Annotated in this window: 1 pseudogene; it reads left to right on the top strand. The window is 47.0% G+C overall.

Going from position 1 to position 1,332, the window contains the following annotated elements:
* Positions 1-1,332, top strand: a pseudogene (locus R7P72_RS24625) (hypothetical protein); the annotation flags it as partial.

Below are 1,332 nucleotides of genomic sequence, written 5' to 3'. Positions count from 1 at the left end.
AAGAGGGCGAGCTTTACGCCGAACAATACTTGCCAGCTGACGCCTATCTATTCCCAACTCGTGTGGTTTTTGATAGCGGTGAAGAGCGACGTTACCAACTGTACGTGCGTATTCCGGATGAATATTGGGTACAAGCGGGTTTGGCGGATTTCTACATTGGTAAAAACAAAGTCACAGGTAATTCGGCAGCATTGGCGGTTGATGACCAATATCAAGATGATATCTATAACCAAGGTCGCTTAGCGTATTTTGGCCAAGGTAAGTTTGGTGACAAACTCCGAATCACCACCCACTTTGATACCAAAGAGAGTGACGTGCGAGACATGTTTAAGCACCCGTTTGCCTCTGATTCATCCAGCGTATTCGACATTCTCGAAGACGACGATGAAATGTATTACGGCAACTACGGTGACAGCTCGAACATCTACAAAGTGGTCAACACCAAAGGCAAAGTGTATCTCAACGTTGAATACGACAAATCCAACGTTTTGTGGGGGAACTACAACACAGGTATAACTGGTACTGACAACAACGATTACAACCGCAGCCTATATGGTTTCAAAGGTGACTATCGCACACGTTCTACCACCAAGTTCGGTGAAGATCGTCTTAACATCGTTGGCTTTGCCGCCGAATCGGACTCGCTGTTTGCGCACGATGAATTTTTAGGTACTGGCGGTTCGCTGTACTTCTTACGCCATGGCGAAGTTGTACCGGGCAGCGACAAAGTGATGGTTAAGGTGGTCGACCCAAACAGCGGCATCACCTTGCAAGAACTGCCGTTGCAGTCGGGACGTGACTATGAAGTCGACCCATACCAAGGCCGAATTATTCTAACCAAACGACTAAACAACATCATTTCTGACAACTTTGGCTCGGTCATTAACGACTCCCCAGCTGACGGTTATGACAACTATCTTGCTGTCGATTATGAATACGTGCCTCAAGGCAGTGAAGCGCTTGGTGCAATGACCGCTGGTGGACGCGTCAAAGGTTGGGTAAACGACTACATCGGTGTAGGTGCAAACTATCAAACCGAAGAAAAAGATAACCAAGACTATGAAGCGTACGGCACAGACTTAACGCTACGAGCATCAGAAGGCACCTATTTGAAAGCCGAGTTCGGTCACAGTAAAGGTCGTCAAACCGATTCTAACTATGTCTCTTTCGATGGCGGTTTAACCTTTACGCCTATTGGTGGCAGTGCGGATGATCGTGAAGGTGACTCTTATCAATTGAAAGGGGTGATGAACCTCTACGATATCGCCCCGAGCGTGTTTTCTGCTGTGGGTAACGATGTTAAAGCTTGGTACAAATCTAAAGATGCAGGTT

Origin of the sequence: Vibrio sp. Vb0888, assembly GCF_033338835.1 — a bacterium.
Taxonomy (GTDB): domain Bacteria; phylum Pseudomonadota; class Gammaproteobacteria; order Enterobacterales; family Vibrionaceae; genus Vibrio; species Vibrio alginolyticus.
This window is presented reverse-complemented; position numbering and strand designations above follow the sequence as displayed.